This is a genomic window from Leclercia sp. Marseille-Q4284 (genome assembly GCF_916618945.1).
GTDB classification, from domain to species: Bacteria; Pseudomonadota; Gammaproteobacteria; order Enterobacterales; family Enterobacteriaceae; genus Enterobacter; species Enterobacter tamurae.
The window spans coordinates 919257-937761 of the sequence record NZ_CAKAKG010000002.1; the positions used below are offsets into that span (position 1 = coordinate 919257).

13 protein-coding genes and 2 rRNA genes are annotated in these 18505 nt (G+C 53.2%); 8 read left to right on the top strand and 7 right to left on the bottom strand.

Translation table 11 applies throughout. The annotated features are described in order from the left end of the window. The first annotated feature begins 79 nt into the window (after nucleotides 1-79). Both LG383_RS19100 and rrf read left to right on the top strand, forming a co-directional pair. Nucleotides 80-2986 (top strand): 23S ribosomal RNA (locus LG383_RS19100). 94 nt (nucleotides 2987-3080) lie between these two features. Further along, nucleotides 3081-3196, top strand: a 5S ribosomal RNA gene (gene rrf / locus LG383_RS19105). 88 nt (nucleotides 3197-3284) lie between these two features. Here the strand turns inward: rrf and mobB are convergent. Both mobB and mobA read right to left on the bottom strand, forming a co-directional pair. Further along, complete coding sequence (mobB, locus tag LG383_RS19110) at nucleotides 3285-3791, bottom strand: molybdopterin-guanine dinucleotide biosynthesis protein MobB (RefSeq protein ID WP_106995724.1); 507 nt, start codon at nucleotides 3789-3791, stop codon at nucleotides 3285-3287. Beyond that, nucleotides 3788-4372: a molybdenum cofactor guanylyltransferase MobA gene (gene mobA / locus LG383_RS19115; protein WP_225759925.1), complete on the bottom strand. Its 585-nt coding sequence runs from the start codon at nucleotides 4370-4372 to the stop codon at nucleotides 3788-3790. Before mobA ends, mobB begins: the two co-directional genes overlap by 4 nt. 68 nt (nucleotides 4373-4440) lie before the next feature. Between mobA and LG383_RS19120 the strand changes: the two genes are divergently transcribed. From LG383_RS19120 to dsbA, 3 genes are all read left to right on the top strand, one after another. After that, the gene (locus tag LG383_RS19120) at nucleotides 4441-4710 is read left to right on the top strand and encodes a YihD family protein (RefSeq protein ID WP_225759926.1); all 270 of its coding nucleotides are present in this window, start codon (nucleotides 4441-4443) and stop codon (nucleotides 4708-4710) included. Nucleotides 4711-4785: 75 nt separating this feature from the next. Further along, nucleotides 4786-5772 (top strand): serine/threonine protein kinase, encoded by a 987-nt coding sequence (locus LG383_RS19125; RefSeq protein WP_166184979.1) that lies wholly within the window; start codon nucleotides 4786-4788, stop codon nucleotides 5770-5772. Between the two features lie 27 nt (nucleotides 5773-5799). Continuing rightward, nucleotides 5800-6423 carry a thiol:disulfide interchange protein DsbA gene (dsbA, locus tag LG383_RS19130; protein WP_106995728.1) on the top strand — a complete coding sequence of 208 codons (624 nt, stop codon included), beginning with the start codon at nucleotides 5800-5802 and terminating at the stop codon, nucleotides 6421-6423. A gap of 15 nt (nucleotides 6424-6438) precedes the next feature. Here the strand turns inward: dsbA and LG383_RS19135 are convergent, their stop codons facing one another. Continuing rightward, a complete protein-coding gene (locus tag LG383_RS19135) occupies nucleotides 6439-7347 on the bottom strand; it encodes an acyltransferase (RefSeq protein ID WP_225759927.1) in 909 nt (302 codons plus the stop codon). Nucleotides 7348-7783: 436 nt separating this feature from the next. Here LG383_RS19135 and polA point away from each other — a divergent pair, with 436 nt between their 5' ends. Next, nucleotides 7784-10576 carry a DNA polymerase I gene (gene polA / locus LG383_RS19140; protein ID WP_225759928.1) on the top strand — a complete coding sequence of 931 codons (2793 nt, stop codon included), beginning with the start codon at nucleotides 7784-7786 and terminating at the stop codon, nucleotides 10574-10576. Nucleotides 10577-10890: 314 nt separating this feature from the next. Here polA and yihA read toward each other — a convergent pair whose 3' ends face one another. Next, on the bottom strand, nucleotides 10891-11517 hold the full coding sequence (gene yihA, locus LG383_RS19145) for a ribosome biogenesis GTP-binding protein YihA/YsxC (RefSeq protein WP_225759929.1): 627 nt from the start codon (nucleotides 11515-11517) through the stop codon (nucleotides 10891-10893). A gap of 580 nt (nucleotides 11518-12097) precedes the next feature. Between yihA and yihI the strand changes: the two genes are divergently transcribed. Beyond that, nucleotides 12098-12610 (top strand): Der GTPase-activating protein YihI, encoded by a 513-nt coding sequence (yihI, locus tag LG383_RS19150; protein ID WP_225759930.1) that lies wholly within the window; start codon nucleotides 12098-12100, stop codon nucleotides 12608-12610. 188 nt (nucleotides 12611-12798) lie between these two features. After that, nucleotides 12799-14172, top strand: coding sequence for an oxygen-independent coproporphyrinogen III oxidase (hemN, locus tag LG383_RS19155; RefSeq protein ID WP_225759931.1), 1374 nt, complete (start codon nucleotides 12799-12801; stop codon nucleotides 14170-14172). Between the two features lie 99 nt (nucleotides 14173-14271). Here hemN and glnG read toward each other — a convergent pair whose 3' ends face one another. The 3 genes from glnG to glnA form a co-directional block, all read right to left on the bottom strand. After that, nucleotides 14272-15684, bottom strand: a complete 1413-nt coding sequence (gene glnG, locus LG383_RS19160; RefSeq protein ID WP_039032185.1) for a nitrogen regulation protein NR(I) — start codon at nucleotides 15682-15684, stop codon at nucleotides 14272-14274. Nucleotides 15685-15695: 11 nt separating this feature from the next. Beyond that, nucleotides 15696-16745, bottom strand: coding sequence for a nitrogen regulation protein NR(II) (gene glnL, locus LG383_RS19165; protein ID WP_142487613.1), 1050 nt, complete (start codon nucleotides 16743-16745; stop codon nucleotides 15696-15698). Between the two features lie 186 nt (nucleotides 16746-16931). Further along, the gene (glnA, locus tag LG383_RS19170; RefSeq protein WP_106995736.1) at nucleotides 16932-18341 is read right to left on the bottom strand and encodes a glutamate--ammonia ligase; all 1410 of its coding nucleotides are present in this window, start codon (nucleotides 18339-18341) and stop codon (nucleotides 16932-16934) included. Between the last annotated feature and the right edge of the window lie 164 nt (nucleotides 18342-18505).

Consider the following 18505-nt stretch of genomic DNA (forward strand, 5'->3'; position numbering starts at 1 on the left):
AGCAGATGGTAAGTGTGTTCGAGTCTCTCAAATTTTCGCAAAACGATGATGAATCGAAAGAGACATCTTCGGGTTGTGAGGTTAAGCGACTAAGCGTACACGGTGGATGCCTAGGCAGTCAGAGGCGATGAAGGACGTGCTAATCTGCGATAAGCGTCGGTAAGGTGATATGAACCGTTATAGCCGACGATTTCCGAATGGGGAAACCCAGTGCAATTCGTTGCACTATCGTTAAGTGAATACATAGCTTAACGAAGCGAACCAGGGGAACTGAAACATCTAAGTACCCTGAGGAAAAGAAATCAACCGAGATTCCCCCAGTAGCGGCGAGCGAACGGGGAGCAGCCCAGAGTCTGAATCAGCATGTGTGTCAGTGGAAGCGTCTGGAAAGTCGCAGGGTACAGGGTGATACTCCCGTACACGAAGATACACCTGCTGTGAACTCGAAGAGTAGGGCGGGACACGTGGTATCCTGTCTGAATATGGGGGGACCATCCTCCAAGGCTAAATACTCCTGACTGACCGATAGTGAACCAGTACCGTGAGGGAAAGGCGAAAAGAACCCCGGCGAGGGGAGTGAAAAAGAACCTGAAACCGTGTACGTACAAGCAGTGGGAGCACCTTCGTGGTGTGACTGCGTACCTTTTGTATAATGGGTCAGCGACTTATATTCTGTAGCAAGGTTAACCGTATAGGGGAGCCGAAGGGAAACCGAGTCTTAACTGGGCGTTAAGTTGCAGGGTATAGACCCGAAACCCGGTGATCTAGCCATGGGCAGGTTGAAGGTTGGGTAACACTAACTGGAGGACCGAACCGACTAATGTTGAAAAATTAGCGGATGACTTGTGGCTGGGGGTGAAAGGCCAATCAAACCGGGAGATAGCTGGTTCTCCCCGAAAGCTATTTAGGTAGCGCCTCGTGAACTCATCTCCGGGGGTAGAGCACTGTTTCGGCTAGGGGGCCATCCCGGCTTACCAACCCGATGCAAACTGCGAATACCGGAGAATGTTATCACGGGAGACACACGGCGGGTGCTAACGTCCGTCGTGAAGAGGGAAACAACCCAGACCGCCAGCTAAGGTCCCAAAGTCATGGTTAAGTGGGAAACGATGTGGGAAGGCACAGACAGCCAGGATGTTGGCTTAGAAGCAGCCATCATTTAAAGAAAGCGTAATAGCTCACTGGTCGAGTCGGCCTGCGCGGAAGATGTAACGGGGCTAAACCATGCACCGAAGCTGCGGCAGCGACGCTTATGCGTTGTTGGGTAGGGGAGCGTTCTGTAAGCCGTCGAAGGTGGACTGTGAGGTCTGCTGGAGGTATCAGAAGTGCGAATGCTGACATAAGTAACGATAAAGCGGGTGAAAAACCCGCTCGCCGGAAGACCAAGGGTTCCTGTCCAACGTTAATCGGGGCAGGGTGAGTCGACCCCTAAGGCGAGGCCGAAAGGCGTAGTCGATGGGAAACAGGTTAATATTCCTGTACTCGGTGTTACTGCGAAGGGGGGACGGAGAAGGCTATGTTGGCCGGGCGACGGTTGTCCCGGTTTAAGCATGTAGGCGGAGGTTCCAGGTAAATCCGGAACCTTACTAACGCTGAGGTGTGATGACGAGGCACTACGGTGCTGAAGCAACAAATGCCCTGCTTCCAGGAAAAGCCTCTAAGCATCAGGTAACATCAAATCGTACCCCAAACCGACACAGGTGGTCAGGTAGAGAATACCAAGGCGCTTGAGAGAACTCGGGTGAAGGAACTAGGCAAAATGGTGCCGTAACTTCGGGAGAAGGCACGCTGATGGTAAGTGAAGCGACTTGCTCGTGGAGCTGAAATCAGTCGAAGATACCAGCTGGCTGCAACTGTTTATTAAAAACACAGCACTGTGCAAACACGAAAGTGGACGTATACGGTGTGACGCCTGCCCGGTGCCGGAAGGTTAATTGATGGGGTTAGCGGCAACGCGAAGCTCTTGATCGAAGCCCCGGTAAACGGCGGCCGTAACTATAACGGTCCTAAGGTAGCGAAATTCCTTGTCGGGTAAGTTCCGACCTGCACGAATGGCGTAATGATGGCCAGGCTGTCTCCACCCGAGACTCAGTGAAATTGAAATCGCTGTGAAGATGCAGTGTACCCGCGGCAAGACGGAAAGACCCCGTGAACCTTTACTATAGCTTGACACTGAACACTGGTCCTTGATGTGTAGGATAGGTGGGAGGCTTTGAAGCGTGGACGCCAGTCTGCGTGGAGCCAACCTTGAAATACCACCCTTTAATGGCTGGTGTTCTAACGTGGACCCGTAATCCGGGTTGCGGACAGTGTCTGGTGGGTAGTTTGACTGGGGCGGTCTCCTCCTAAAGAGTAACGGAGGAGCACGAAGGTTAGCTAATCCTGGTCGGACATCAGGAGGTTAGTGCAATGGCATAAGCTAGCTTGACTGCGAGAGTGACGGCTCGAGCAGGTGCGAAAGCAGGTCATAGTGATCCGGTGGTTCTGTATGGAAGGGCCATCGCTCAACGGATAAAAGGTACTCCGGGGATAACAGGCTGATACCGCCCAAGAGTTCATATCGACGGCGGTGTTTGGCACCTCGATGTCGGCTCATCACATCCTGGGGCTGAAGTAGGTCCCAAGGGTACGGCTGTTCGCCGTTTAAAGTGGTACGCGAGCTGGGTTTAGAACGTCGTGAGACAGTTCGGTCCCTATCTGCCGTGGGCGCTGGAGAATTGAGGGGGGCTGCTCCTAGTACGAGAGGACCGGAGTGGACGCATCACTGGTGTTCGGGTTGTCATGCCAATGGCACTGCCCGGTAGCTAAATGCGGAAAAGATAAGTGCTGAAAGCATCTAAGCACGAAACTTGCCCCGAGATGAGTTCTCCCTGACCCTTTAAGGGTCCTGAAGGAACGTTGAAGACGACGACGTTGATAGGTCGGGTGTGTAAGCGCAGCGATGCGTTGAGCTAACCGATACTAATGAACCGTGAGGCTTAACCTTACAACGCCGAAGCTGTTTCGGCGGATTTGAAGACGATTTTCAGCTGATACAGATTACTCAGGCCGCACACGCTGCGTCCTGACAACAGAATTTGCCTGGCGGCTGTAGCGCGGTGGTCCCACCTGACCCCATGCCGAACTCAGAAGTGAAACGCCGTAGCGCCGATGGTAGTGTGGGGTCTCCCCATGCGAGAGTAGGGAACTGCCAGGCATCAAACAAGCGAAAGCCCATCCGGAAGGATGGGCTTTTTGCGTTGCGGCGGGAAAACCCGCCGGGTGGCGGTTGCGCCTTACCCGGCCTACAACGTTTGCTTCCATTGTAGGATGAAATCAACCACGCCCTCCGCATCATTAATATCTAATACCGGTACCTGAAGCGAGAGTGGAATATCACTGGCCACAGCGATGACATGCTCATCAAGTGTTAACTCATTGATATCATGCCCGATATCGCTTCTGAACAGCAGGATCTTTGCCACCGGTTCATGCTTAAAACCTTCTACCAGCACCAGATCCAGCGTCGAATGATCCATCCGGCTGATGAGATAAGTCAGATCGATCTGCTCTTCGTCAGGCGTTTCGGTCATTAAAGCCCACCGCTGACTGCTGGCGACGATCGTTTGCGCCGCACCTGCCTTGCGCAGCTCGTAGCTGTCCTTCCCCGGAGTATCGATATCCATATTGTGGTGGGTATGTTTGATCAGCCCGGGGCGCACATTTCTTGCACAGAGTGCCGGGATAATTGCTTTTAACAGCGTCGTTTTCCCCGTACCGCTCCAGGCGGCAATCGCTAAAACCGGTATCATTTGTGCCTCTGAACAGCTTGCATCTCTTCGAGGGTATTCATATTAATAAATGCCTGTTTCATATCGCTAAAATCAACGGAATGCCCACCCGCCTGGCGCATAAAAATCATCACACGGCGCTCGCCAGCGGCTAAATAGTTCTCTAATACCGGCATCAGCTGGCGATGCATTAACGCAATAGTGGGATGATCGCGATCGCCGTCATGTGCCCAGACTACAGGTGCCGATCCCCTGTTTTTTATCAGCCGCTCGGCCAGGCAATCCGGGATAAAGGGTGTATCGCAAGGACAGTACAGGAACCATTCCGCATCGCACTGCTGCATGACCGAAAGCATACCTGCCAGCGGCCCGGGGTAATTAGCCAGCAGATCCGCGTAAACGGGATACCCGCTTTCCTGATAAGTAGCAATATTGCGATTAGCACTCACTACGATTGTGCTGACCTGCTTATGCAGGGTTCGCGCAACGTGCTGCCATAACGGCAGGCCGTTCAGCTCCTGCAAGCCCTTATCTTTTCCACCCATACGGGACGCCTTGCCTCCGGCGAGTATCACTCCGGTGATCCTGCTTATCTGGCTCAACAATATCGCCTCTTTTCTTGTGGGTTTGACCCTGCTAACGTGTCACTCTAAATGAAAGGAGTATTACCATGAAATGTAAACGTCCGAACGAAGTTATTGAACTCCTCCAGCCAGCCTGGCAGAAAGAGCCAGAACTTAACCTGATGCAATTCTTACAGAAACTGGCGCAGGAGTCAGGTTATGACGGTGAGCTGGCCGACCTTTCTGACGACATTCTGATCTATCACCTGAAAATGCGTGATTCCGGTAAAGATGCGGTGATCCCGGGTATCCAGAAAGATTATGAAGAAGATTTCAAAACCGCTCTGCTGCGCGCGCGTGGCGTAATTAAAGAGTAAAAGCTTGTAAGAGGCGCCACCGTAAATGCCGTTAAATGATATCCTCAATCATTCGTATAATTTCCGGATGATCGGATGACCGACCAGGCTTTTACTTTCCAGACCTTACACCCGGATACCATTATGGATGCGCTGTTTGAACAGGGCATCCGGGTGGACTCAGGCCTGACTCCATTAAACAGCTATGAGAACCGCGTCTACCAGTTTCAGGACGAGGATCGCCGGCGCTTTGTGGTGAAATTTTATCGCCCGCAGCGCTGGTCAGCTGAACAAATTCAGGAAGAGCATCAGTTCGCACTCGACCTGGTGGCCGATGATGTTCCCGTCGCCGCTCCCCTTAAATTCAACGATCGGACGCTGCTGTCGCATCAGGGGTTCTATTTTGCTGTCTTTCCCAGTCTCGGTGGCCGGCAATTTGAAGCTGATAATATCGATCAGATGGAGTGGGTTGCCCGTTATTTAGGGCGTATTCATCAGACGGGTCAGAAAAGTGCCTTTACCGCGCGCCCTGCGATCGGTATTCAGGAATACTTGCTTGAACCGCGTCAGGTATTTGAAACATCCACGCTCATTCCTTCCGGGCTGAAGGCTCAATTCCTGGCGGCAACAGATGGCTTAATTAACGCCATCATACCGCGCTGGGATAACAACGTAACCACGCTGCGCCTGCATGGTGATTGCCATGCCGGAAATATTCTCTGGCGTGATGGGCCGTTATTTGTCGATCTCGATGATGCACGAATGGGACCTGCCATTCAGGATCTCTGGATGCTGCTGAATGGCGATAAAGCCGAGCAGCGGATGCAGCTGGAGACCATTATCGAAGCCTATGAAGAGTTCAGTTCCTTTGATTCAGACGAAATTGCATTAATCGAACCTTTACGTGCCATGCGTTTTGTTTATTATCTTGCATGGTTAATCAGGCGTTGGGACGACCCCGCTTTCCCCAGAAACTTCCCGTGGCTTACCGGGGAAGATTACTGGCGTAACCAGATATCCACATTTATTGAACAGGTAAAGGTTCTGCAGGAACCCCCTTTGCAATTAACGCCCATGTATTAATCGAACACACCCAGGAGAGAGTTGATCATGAAAAAAATATGGCTGGCGCTGGCAGGTATGATTCTGGCTTTTAGCGCATCGGCTGCACAGTTCACCGATGGCAAGCAGTATATTACCCTCGACAAACCGGTTGCCGGAGAACCTCAGGTTCTTGAGTTCTTCTCATTCTATTGCCCGCACTGCTATGAGTTCGAGCAGGTTCTGCATGTTGCCGATAGCGTGAAGAAGAAACTGCCAGAAGGCACCAAAATGACCAAGTATCACGTTGAGTTTCTTGGCCCATTGGGCAAAGATCTGACTCAGGCATGGGCTGTTGCGATGGCGCTTGGTGTGGAAGATAAGATTACTGCACCGATGTTTGAAGCGGTTCAGAAAACACAGGCTGTACAAACCACGGCTGATATCCGTAAGGTCTTTGTTGATGCCGGTATTAAAGGTGAAGAATACGACGCAGCCTGGAATAGCTTCGTCGTGAAATCCCTGGTGGCCCAGCAGGAAAAAGCCGCTGCCGATCTGCAGCTGCGCGGCGTGCCTGCGATGTTTGTTAACGGCAAATATCAGCTGAATATGCAGGGTATGGATACCAGCAGCATGGACATCTTCGTCCAGCAATATGCTGATACCGTGAAATATCTGGTTGAGAAGAAGTAATAAAGAAAACGCCGGTCAATGACCGGCGTTTTTGTATTCCGCTTTAATATCGCTTATCTGCGCGTCTTTATCACTCCACAGCGTATTCAGCCAGAGCTGGAAACGTCGCTTGAAGTTCTTATCGCTGACATAGTCCCCGTGTAATTCCTCTGCCACAGGCACCAGATTAATACGTACTACGATCCAGGTTAACTTGCCGCTGAGCATATCGTAAAACGGTCTCTTATCGTTTTCGGGATAGCAGAGCGTGACGTCCAGTAATTTGTCGAACTGGTGTCCCAGTACGCTAAGCGCCATGGCGATCCCGGCTGCTTTTGGCGGCAGCAGGTTGGCATACGGTGAGCGGGTTTGCTGCTGCTTCTCTTCGGTAAAACGAGAACCTTCGACGAAATTAACGATGGTGGTGGGGTGTGCGCGAAACTTCTCACAAGAGCGGCGGGTCGTTTCGACATCCTTGCCGCGGCGCTCAGGATGGCGAATCAGATAGCTACGTGAATAGCGTTTCATGAAGGGCATATCCAGCGCCCAGCAGGCCAGACCAATAAAAGGCACCCAGGCGAGCTGCTGCTTAAGAAAGTATTTGTTCATCGGGATATGTTTGCGGAACAGCACGCATAACACCACAATATCGGCCCAGCTATGGTGGTTGCAGATAAGCAAATACCAGCTTTTCTTGTTGAGCCCTTCCAGACCCTGTACATCCCATTTCAGATGCGGATTGAGATGCAGGAGCACCGCCAGGCCTTCACACCAGCAGTACATCATGAAGTTACAAAATGCAGAGACTGCGCGCCAGACGGCCGGGATCGGTAAGAGCAGTTTAATTATTCCTGCGATAATGATCGGCACAGAACAGGCGATGGTGACCAGAATCGTTAATGCGATACTCAACAGGAGTATTATCGCAGCCAGCAGTTTAGACATGATGAATGTTTTCAGGTGGTTAGCTATTGTTAGCGCCTGATAAACAGACACCGGGCGCTGATTTTACCAGAAAACATCCGAAGGAAGACGCTTTAACCCGGCAGGAATTCTGATTTGCCTGTCTGATGGCGAAAAATTCTGTGGCGTGAATCCGGCGTGGCTTATATCCACATGGAGTAAATTGTCATCAATCAGAAATATGAGATCGCGATCAAATAATAATATATTGATAATTAAAGATAATTATTCTTGTTAAGATCGTCAGATAGCACATTTAGTCCAGGCCGCAGAAACTACTCACAAACTTATCCACAGATTTAATTTGCGAGCGATCCTCAGGATCGCAAAATCTTTGGCTGTAATGGCCGCGAAAAACTGATGTTTTCATCCTTCTGTGGCATCCTTTATCCATAAATTACTTAAAGGCACGGACATTATGGTTCAAATCCCCGAAAATCCGCTTATTCTCGTCGACGGTTCGTCTTACCTCTATCGGGCGTATCATGCGTTTCCTCCGCTGACTAACAGCGCGGGAGAGCCTACTGGCGCCATGTACGGCGTGCTGAACATGCTGCGTAGCTTGATCCTGCAGTATCAGCCGAGCCATGCCGCTGTAGTCTTCGATGCGAAAGGCAAAACTTTCCGGGATGAGCTGTTTGAACACTACAAATCCCATCGCCCGCCGATGCCGGACGATCTGCGTGCGCAGATTGAGCCTCTGCATAAAATGGTAAAAGCGATGGGGCTGCCCTTAATGGCCGTTTCTGGCGTGGAAGCGGACGATGTGATCGGTACCCTGGCGCGGGAAGCGGAGAAAATGGGCCGCCCGGTATTGATCAGTACCGGTGATAAAGACATGGCGCAGCTGGTTACGCCGGGGATCACCCTGATTAACACCATGACCAATACTATCCTCGGCCCGGAAGAGGTGGTGACCAAGTATGGCGTGCCGCCGGAACTGATCATCGACTTCCTCGCCCTGATGGGCGACTCCTCCGATAACATTCCGGGCGTGCCGGGCGTGGGCGAAAAGACGGCCCAGGCGCTGCTGCAGGGTCTGGGAGGGCTGGATACGCTGTATAGCGAGCAGGATAAAATTGCCGGGTTAACCTTCCGCGGTGCCAAAACCATGGCCGCGAAGCTTGAGCAAAACAAAGAGGTGGCCTACCTCTCCTATCAGCTGGCGACCATTAAAACCGACGTGGAGCTGGATCTGACCTGCGAACAGCTGCAAGTGCAGCAACCTGCTGCCGAAGAGCTGTTGAGCCTGTTTAAACAGTATGAATTCAAACGCTGGATAACCGATCTCGAAGCGGGGAAATGGCTGCAGGCGAAAGGGGCAAGATCGGCGACTAAGCCAAAAGAGACGCTGGTTGTTGATGCAGAAGAAGAGCCGGAAGAAGAAGCCAGCATCCTCTCTTCTGAACACTATGAAACCATCCTCGACGAAGCGCAGCTGCAGGTCTGGATTGAAAAATTAAAGCAGGCCCCGGTATTCGCTTTTGATACCGAAACCGACAGTCTCGATAATGTCTCCGCCAATATGGTCGGCCTCTCCTTTGCTACGGAACCTGGCGTTGCCGCCTATGTGCCGGTCGCTCACGACTATCTGGATGCCCCTGAGCAGATTTCCCGCGAGCGCGTGCTTGAGCTCCTCAAGCCGATCCTGGAAGACGAAAAAGCCCTCAAGGTGGGGCAAAACCTGAAGTTCGACCGTGGCATCCTGCAGAACTACGGCATTGAACTGCGGGGCATCGCGTTCGATACCATGCTGGAGTCCTATATCCTCGATAGCGTTGCCGGTCGTCACGATATGGATTCACTCTCCGATCGCTGGCTGAAGCACAAAACCGTCACCTTTGAACAGATCGCGGGTAAGGGCAAGAATCAGCTGACGTTTAACCAGATCGCCCTGGAAGAGGCGGGACACTATGCGGCAGAAGATGCTGACGTCACGCTGCAACTGCATTTAAAGATGTGGCCAAAGCTGCAAAAAGACGCCGGGCCGCTGAACGTGTTCCAGAATATCGAGATGCCGCTGGTGCCGGTTCTGTCCCGGATTGAGCGCAACGGCGTCAAGATCGACCCGGCAGTGCTGCATAAGCACTCGGAAGAGATTGCGTTGCGCCTGAACGAACTCGAGCAAAAAGCGCATGAGATCGCCGGCGAGCCGTTTAATCTCTCGTCCACCAAACAGCTGCAGACGATCCTGTTTGAAAAGCAGGGCATTAAGCCGCTAAAGAAAACCCCGGGCGGCGCGCCTTCTACCTCTGAAGAGGTGCTGGAGGAGCTGGCGCTGGACTATCCGCTGCCAAAAGTGATCCTGCAATACCGTGGGCTGGCCAAGCTGAAATCGACCTACACTGATAAGCTGCCGCTGATGATCAACCCGAAAACAGGTCGCGTGCATACTTCCTATCATCAGGCGGTAGCGGCTACCGGACGACTGTCCTCAACCGATCCTAACCTGCAAAATATTCCGGTGCGTAATGAAGAGGGGCGTCGTATTCGTCAGGCGTTTATTGCGCCGCAGGACTACGTTATTGTCTCTGCTGACTATTCCCAGATTGAGCTGCGAATTATGGCGCACCTGTCCCGGGATAAAGGCCTGCTGACCGCCTTTGCGGAAGGGCAGGATATCCACCGGGCGACGGCGGCCGAAGTGTTTGGTATGTCCCTGGAGAGCGTAACCGGGGAACAGCGCCGCAGTGCAAAAGCGATCAACTTTGGTCTGATCTACGGCATGAGCGCCTTCGGTCTCTCCCGTCAGCTTAATATTCCGCGTAAAGAGTCGCAGAAGTACATGGATCTCTATTTCGAACGCTATCCGGGCGTGCTGCAGTATATGGAGAGCACTCGCGCGCAGGCGAAAGAAAAAGGCTATGTTGAAACGCTGGATGGACGCCGTCTCTATCTGCCGGACATCAAATCCAGCAATGCAGCCCGCCGTGCCGGCGCTGAGCGTGCCGCAATCAACGCCCCGATGCAGGGAACGGCGGCGGATATCATTAAACGAGCAATGATCGCCGTCGATGCCTGGCTGGAGAAAGAGCAGCCGCGGGTTCGCATGATCATGCAGGTACACGATGAACTGGTGTTTGAAGTGCACAAAGACGATCTGGAAGCGGTCTCGAAAAAGATCCATGAACTGATGGAAAACAGCATGAAACTGGATGTGCCGTTGCTGGTGGAAGTGGGTAGCGGAGAAAACTGGGATCAGGCTCACTAACTCTTTATGGGATATGAACAGTTTCTGTAAGTAAGCAACATATCCATGAACGTTTTGTGATGATCATTAGAATTCCCTATGTAAAGAATGAAAAAAAACTACAAAAAGTGCTTTGTCTATAGTCTAAAAAAGGGTAGAGTTATTCGCGTAGGGTACAGAGGTAAGATGTTCTATCTTTCAGACCTTTTACTTCACGTAATCGGATTTGGCTGAATATTTTAGCCGCCCCAGTCAGTAATGACTGGGGCGTTTTTTATTGCGGCAAAGAAAAAAATTCAGCGTAAAAAAAAGCGCGGACATCGCCGCGCTTATCATCACTCTTCCGCTTCTGTCGCGGGTTCCAGCTCACTGTACCAGCGATCCAGTTTCTCACGCAGTTTATCCACGCCGAGTTTCTTCAGTGAAGAGAAGGGTTCAACCTGGATGTCACCGTTGAACGCCAGCACCGCTTCACGCACCATATTCACCTGCGCTTTACGCGCACCGCTGGCGAGCTTATCGGATTTGGTCAGCAGCACCAGCACCTGGATCCCGCTTTCAACGGCCCAGTGGATCATCTGCTGATCAAGATCTTTAAGCGGATGACGAATATCCATCAGTACCACCAGACCTTTCAGGCACAGACGTTTTTCCAGGTATTCACCCAGCGCGCGCTGCCATTTGATTTTCATCTCTTCCGGCACTTCGGCGTAGCCATAGCCCGGCAGGTCAACCAGGCGCTTGCCCGGCGCAACTTCAAACAGGTTAATCAGCTGGGTACGGCCAGGCGTTTTAGAGATACGGGCCAGGCTTTTCTGATTGGTCAGGGTATTCAGAGCGCTGGATTTCCCCGCGTTGGACCGGCCAGCAAATGCCACTTCAAGACCCGTATCAGCGGGTAAATGGCGAATATCAGGCGCACTAAGCACAAAATGCGTCTGGTGATAATTCAGGTTGGTCACGTGGTTGTCTCCAGAAATTCGTAACGTTGGGGGGATTATACCTGAACAGAGAGAAAAGGCTTTTCCCATCGGCAACCTGGCTGTAAGTAAAAACCCTGTCCTTTGTAAGAGATCTGCCCTTTGTACTATGGGAGATTTAAGAAAAGTCGTAGGGCGTTAAAAAATAAAAACCATTAAAATCAGCCTATTAACGCTTAGTCTTAATCTGAAAGTCGCGCGTAAGTCGCGTGGGTGGGTTGTAGGTTTAGCCTGGCAGCGTAAAGTAGCGTTCAACGGCGAGGATGCCGACAGGAAGCGGACTTAAGGATAAGGGTCAGGAGCGCCAGGAGGCGAAGACAAAGGACAGTCAGGAAGACGAACGCCTGGAGGCGTTGAAAAAGGAAAAGGACATATCACGGACGGTACCTGCTAACGGAAAAACAGGGTTAGTTGTCAGCAAACAGGGATTGTCAGACCCTTAACGGGTTGTGAGTCAGGAAAAAAGGCGACAGATTGCTCTGTCGCCTTTTTTCTTTGCTTGCTTTCTGCTAGATTTCGCCGCAATTCTATACTGAAGAAAACGAGTTAAAGACAAAACAACATGAAAAAACCGACCTCCGCTGCAGGCGCTAAACGTCCAGCAAAAGCACGCCGCAAAACGCGCGAAGAACTGAATCAGGAAGCGCGCGATCGCAAACGCGATAAAAAGCATCGTGGTCATGCCGCGGGCAGTCGCGCGAGCGGCAGCGGTGAATCGGGCGCGTCTGCGAAAAACAAGCAGCAGAAAGACCCGCGTATCGGCAGTAAAACACCTGTTCCATTAGGCGTGACCGATGCCCCGGTCACCAGGCAGCACAAACCCAAGAGCGAGAAACCTATGCTTTCACCGCAGGCTGAGCTGGATTTGCTGGAAAATGATGAGCGCCTGGACGCGCTGCTGGAACGTCTTGAAGAGGGTGAAACCCTGAATGCTGAAGAGCAGTCCTGGGTTGATGCCAAACTGGATCGCATTGATGAACTGATGCAGAAGCTCGGCCTCTCTTACGACGAAGAGGAAGAGGAAGAAGAAGAGAAGCAGGATGACATGATGCGCCTGCTGAAAGGTGGAAACTAACATTTGCACCCGGCAGGCTTTATCGTCCTGCTTATAACCCTTCCGGTTATATGTTATCTGGTGTGGTTATTCGTTAAACTACGGCGGTTGTCGCGGCGACAGAAGTGGCTGCGCACCCGATTCATGGCCCGCACAGGGGCCAGAACGGGCCGCCGTATACGAACGCGACACCAACGGAAGGAGTGAACATGTCTGTACCAACTATCGACTGGGATCTGGCCCTGATCCAAAAATATAACTATTCCGGGCCGCGTTATACCTCTTATCCAACCGCGCTGGAGTTTTCCGACGCCTTCGGTGATAGCCAATTTCAGCAGGCGGTCACGCGTTACCCTGACCGCCCGCTCTCTCTGTATGTTCATATCCCGTTCTGCCACAAGCTCTGCTACTTCTGCGGCTGCAATAAAATTGTCACCCGCCAGCAGCACAAAGCGGATCAGTATCTGGATGCGCTTGAGCAGGAGATCCTGCATCGCGCGCCGCAGTTTGCCGGTCGCCACGTCAGCCAGCTCCACTGGGGCGGTGGTACGCCGACCTACCTGAATAAAGCGCAAATTAGCCGCCTGATGAACCTGCTGCGGGATAACTTCCGTTTCGATGCGGATGCGGAAATCTCCATCGAAGTGGATCCGCGCGAAATCGAGCTGGATGTGCTCGATCACTTGCGTGGCGAAGGTTTTAACCGTCTGAGTATGGGCGTGCAGGACTTCAACAAAGAGGTCCAGCGTCTGGTCAACCGCGAGCAGGATGAAGAGTTTATCTTCGCCCTGTTGAATCACGCGCGGGAGATAGGTTTTACCTCTACCAATATCGACCTGATTTATGGCCTGCCGAAGCAGACGCCGGAAAGCTTTGCCTTCACGCTGAAGCGCGTGGCGGAGCTTAACCCGGATCGCCTGAGCGTCTTCAACTATGCACACCTGCCGACGCTGTTTGCGGCCCAACGTAAAATCAAGGATGCCGACCTGCCTTCCGCCCAGCAAAAGCTGGATATCCTGCAGGAAACCATCACCTCACTGACCGAGACCGGCTACCAGTTTATCGGCATGGATCACTTTGCCCGCCCGGATGACGAGCTGGCCATTGCCCAGCGTGAGGGGGTTCTGCATCGTAATTTCCAGGGTTACACCACCCAGGGCGATACGGATCTGCTGGGGATGGGCGTTTCGGCCATCAGCATGATTGGCGACTGTTATGCGCAGAACCAGAAAGAGCTGAAGCACTATTATCAGCAGGTGGATGACACCGGCAGCGCCCTGTGGCGCGGCATCGCCTTAACCCGCGACGACTGTATCCGCCGGGATGTGATTAAAGCGCTAATCTGTAACTTCCGCCTCGATTTCAGCGACATCGAAGCGCAGTGGGATCTGCAGTTTAGCGATTACTTTGTGGAAGACCTGAAGCTGCTGGCGCCACTGGCGAAGGATGGGCTGGTGGATGTTACGGAGAGGGCGATTGAGGTCACGCCAAAAGGGCGCCTGTTGATTCGTAATATCTGCATGTGCTTTGACGCCTACCTGCGTCAGAAAGCGCGCTTACAGCAGTTCTCACGCGTGATTTAAGGCGTACCGAATCGAGTAGGCCGGGTAAGGCGAAGCTGCCACCCGGCAAACCCTCTAGCTAAACAACCCCACTTTGTGCACTTTACACTGCGGGTAAAATCACTCCATTCCCAACTCTTTTAACTTCCGCGTCAGGGTATTACGACCCCAGCCGAGCAGGCGTGCCGCCTCTTGCTTGTGGCCCTGAGTATGGCGCAGCGCGGTGGTGAGCAGCGTACGTTCCATCTCGGGCTGTGCTTCGGAGAGCAGATTTTGATGACCGGAACGCAGGGCGCGATCGGCCCATTGTGCCAGCAGTGTGGCCCAGCTGTCGGGCAGGCTCTGCCCGGTGCTGCTTTCCGGAACATGGGTTTCGAAAAGCTCGGGTGGCAGATCCTGAATTAATACTTCCTGACCGGCGGCCATTACCGTCAACCAGCGGCAGGTGTTTTCCAGCTGACGCACGTTGCCCGGCCAGGCGAGACGCGTAAGCGCAGCTTCGGTTTCCGGATGCAGCAGTTTGGCTTCAACCCCCAGTTCACGGGCAGCATCCTGCAGGAAATGCCGTGCCAGGCGCGGGATATCTTCCCGGCGCTCGCGCAGCGGCGGCAGGTGAACGCGAATGACGTTCAGGCGGTGGAACAGGTCCTCACGGAATTTCCCCTCCTGGACGCGCAGCTCGAGGTTCTGGTGGGTGGCGGCAATAATGCGCACATCGACTTTGACCGGCGCATAGCCGCCCACGCGGTAGAACTGACCGTCCGCCAGCACGCGCAGCAGTCGCGTCTGGACGTCGAGGGGCATATCGCCGATCTCATCCAGAAACAGCGTCCCGCCGTCGGCCTGCTCAAAGCGGCCCTGACGAATGGTGTTGGCGCCGGTAAAGGCCCCTTTTTCGTGACCAAACAGCTCGGATTCGATCAAATCTTTAGGGATCGCCGCCATATTCAGGGCGATGAACGGGGCTTTGGCGCGCGGGCTGTGGCGATGCAGGGCATGCGCGACCAGCTCTTTCCCGGTACCTGACTCGCCGTTAATCAGCACGCTGATGGACGAGCGTGACAGGCGACCGATGATGCGAAACACATCCTGCATCGCTGGCGCTTCGCCAATGATGTCGGTGGTAGGGCCGAAAACCGGGGCGTTACGCGGCTGCTGCTGTTCCTGATAGTGGCTGATGGCGCGTTCAACCAGCGCCACCGCCTCGTCAATATCGAACGGTTTTGGCAGGTAATCGAATGCCCCCTGCTGGTAGGCGCTAACGGCCGCATCCAGATCGGAGTGTGCGGTCATTATGATGACCGGCAGCATAGGGTGGCGTTGTTTGATCTGTTTTAACAGCGCCAGACCGTCCATCCCCGGCATACGGATATCGGACAGCAGCACGTCCGGGGTTTTGGTGGTGAGGGCGTCAAGCACCTCAGCTCCACTTTCAAAAGCGGTGCAGCTTAATCCTGCTCCGGTAAGCGCCCGTTCAAGCACCCAGCGAATGGAGCTATCGTCATCAACTACCCAGACTATCCCTCGTTGCATAACCTAACCCTCTATTTCCTGATTGGCAGGTAAACCGAAAACTCGGTATGACCCGGCCAACTGGTAAATTCAATTTTGCCGGAGTGCTGATCTATCAAATTACGGGCAATCGATAAGCCAAGCCCGGTCCCGCCTTCACGGCCGCTGACCATCGGGTAAAACAGCGTGTCCTGTAAATGGGAAGGGATGCCCGGGCCGTTATCTTCCACGTCGATACGGGCCGCCAGACGGTAGCGCGTGCCGTGCAGGGTGAGCTGAAACGCAGTGCGGGTACGCAGGATAATTTCTCCGCCATCCGCCCCTAACGCCTGCAGGGCATTACGCACGATATTCAGTAATACCTGCTCAATCTGGTCGGGATCGTGCGGCAGTTCCGGCAGGCTGGGATCGTAATCCCGAATCAGCCTGACGTTATCCGGCAGCTCCATCGACACCAGTTTGACGACGCGCTCGGCCACTTTATGAATGCTCTCGGTGACGTGCATCCCGGGCTGTTGCGGACCTAACAGGCGATCCACCAGATTACGCAGACGATCGGCCTGCTCAATGATGACGTTGGTGTATTCCGCCAGCGCCGGATCGGGCAGGGCTTTGGTTAATAGCTGTGCCGCACCGCGCAGGCCACCGAGCGGATTTTTTATCTCATGGGCGAGGCCGCGCACCAGATCGCGGGCTGCAATCTGCTGGGCATGCTGGAGCTGCTCCTGACTCAGGCGACGCTGGTTATCCATCGGTGCCATCTCCAGCAGGATCAGGCCTTCCGGCAGCCGTTGCGCAGTCAGGGAGAGAATATGCGAGCGCCCGTCGATCACCAACGTGACCTCGTTATCGGTAAAGCCTTGTCCCGCCTGCAGGCTCTCCTGCATCAGGCCAATATTCAGGGAAAAATAACTCAACAGCTCGGGCAGCGGCGCGCCAAAAAGCTTGCGTGAACTCTGGGCAAGCAGCTGCTGGGCCGCGGGATTGGCGTAATGCACCGCCAGATCGTCGTCGACCAGTAAGATGCTGTTGATAAGAGAATTGAGGATCTGCCCAGCATCGGGCAGCGTGCCAGTTGCCATTCAGCAGTCTCCTGGAGTTGGTTGCACTATTTTAGTGCAGTATAGTGTTTTTGCGGTAAAAAGCGCGTGAGATCAGCTTGTTGGTGGAGAAAAAAGCCCATCCGAAGATGGGCTGAAAAGTTTCCACGGCAACAAAAAACGGCTATCAATCTCGCGCGGAAAAGGCCGCGCGACAGGGATTGAAGATTAAACGCTGTAGTACAGTTCGAACTCAACCGGGTGTGGCGTCATGCGAACACGATCGTTCTCTTCCATACGCAGCGCGATGTAAGCATCGATCGCTTCGTCGGTGAACACGCCGCCAGCCGTCAGGAACTCACGGTCTGCGTCCAGTTCCTGCAGGGCTTCTTCCAGAGAGCCTGCAACCTGTGGGATCTCTTTCGCTTCTTCTGGCGGCAGATCGTACAGGTTTTTGTCCATCGCTTCGCCCGGGTGGATCTTGTTCTTGATACCGTCCAGGCCCGCCATCAGCAGTGCTGCGAAGCACAGGTATGGGTTAGCCGCTGGATCCGGGAAGCGCACTTCGATACGACGCGCTTTTGGCGATGAAACCACCGGAATACGGATAGAAGCAGAACGGTTACGGGCAGAGTAGGCCAGCATTACCGGCGCTTCGTAGCCTGGGACCAGACGCTTGTAGGAGTTAGTGGTTGGGTTCGCCAGGGCGTTAATCGCTTTAGCGTGTTTGATAACACCACCGATGTAGTGCAGCGCCTGCTCGGACAGACCAGCATATTTGTCGCCAGCGAACAGGTTAGTACCGTTCTTGGACAGGGACATGTGGCAGTGCATACCGGAACCGTTGTCACCAAACATTGGTTTTGGCATGAAGGTCGCGGTTTTACCGAAACGGTGCGCAACGTTGTGCACAACGTATTTGTAGATCTGAATTTCGTCCGCTTTCTTGGTCATGGTGTTGAAACGGGTGGCGATTTCGTTCTGGCCAGCAGTTGCAACTTCATGGTGGTGCGCTTCAACAACCAGGCCCATCTCTTCCATGATCAGACACATGGTAGAACGGATGTCCTGTGAAGAGTCGACCGGTGGAACCGGGAAGTAACCGCCTTTAACCGCAGGACGGTGACCTTTGTTGCCGCCTTCGTATTTGGTGGAGGAGTTCCATGCGCCTTCGATATCATCGATAGCAACGTGAGAACCGGACGTGGTCGCACCAAAACGGATGTCGTCGAACAGGAAGAACTCTGGCTCTGGCCCGAACAGAACGGTGTCTGCGATGCCGGTGGAGCGCAGGTACTCTTCAGCGCGTTTAGCGATAGAGCGTGGGTCGCGGTCGTAACCCTGCAGGGTGCCTGGCTCGAGGATATCGCAACGGATGATCAGGGTAGATTCTTCGAAGAACGGGTCAATGAGCGCAGTGGATGCGTCAGGCATCAGAACCATGTCAGATTCGTTAATACCTTTCCAGCCGCCAATCGAGGAGCCGTCAAACATTTTGCCTTCTTCGAAGAATTCGGCATTTACCTGATGAGCAGGAATTGTGACGTGCTGTTCTTTACCTTTGGTATCGGTGAAGCGCAGATCAACAAACTTCACTTCATGTTCGTTCAGCATCGTCAAAACGTGTTCAGCGGACATACTTAACTCTCCAGATTGGTCATTGTCGTCGTGGTAACGAAGTCTTCAAATTCTGTGTAAGGCAGGCGATGTTGCCCTTAGTTGCCGTATTTTTTATAAAGCGAAATCTGTGCCAACTTTTAAAACACCCCAAAAAGGCGCTATCATGCGCACCATAGTGCAAA